This window comes from Tsukamurella sputi (genome assembly GCF_007858445.1).
Classification (GTDB): Bacteria; Actinomycetota; Actinomycetes; order Mycobacteriales; family Mycobacteriaceae; genus Tsukamurella; species Tsukamurella sputi.
This window is the reverse complement of the sequence record NZ_VIGV01000147.1, coordinates 1-570: the sequence shown is the minus strand read 5'-3', so window position 1 is coordinate 570 and position 570 is coordinate 1. Positions and strand designations below refer to the sequence as shown.

1 protein-coding gene is annotated in these 570 nt (G+C 46.1%); it reads right to left on the bottom strand.

Going from position 1 to position 570, the window contains the following annotated elements; genetic code table 11:
* Positions 1-570: DMT family transporter (locus FK268_RS26090; RefSeq protein WP_146437871.1), on the bottom strand; the 570-nt coding region annotated here is incomplete at both ends.

Below are 570 nucleotides of genomic sequence, written 5' to 3'. Positions count from 1 at the left end.
TAATGTCTCATGCCAAATGAAGTGGGAGAGTAGGGCGCCAAATACGGCATTAAGGTAGTAAAAAGGCGCCAATATAGAGGCATCAGTTAAAGCATTAGCGCGCGTTACCCAAATTTGCCCAAGTGAACCAAAGAGTCCCATCAATAAGACAACGCCCCAAACCGCAAGTGATGAGGGAAGTGTAAATTCGGTAAAGAGCGCTAAACCTAAAGCGGAGACAATTCCGGTTAAAGAGAAGTAGAAGACAATTTCTGCTCCTTTAGCAGCGCGGCTTACTCGCTTAATCGCGACCATCGCCATCGCCACAAAGACGCCTGCAATAATAGGAAGAAGTGAGAGGACGGTAAATTGTGGTTTATCTACATCTGCTAACATCCAAACGCCAGCAAGCGCTAAGAAAAAGCTCGGTATTAAGACCCAAGTAAGGCGCTCTTTCAGCCAGATAAAAGCTAAAAGGGGAACAAATAGCGGTGTTAGTGAGCGCAACACCGTGGCATCAGAGAGGGGAAGTATCTTTAGGGAGATAAAGATTAAAATCATTCCGATCTGTCCCGATAGCGACCGAATCGC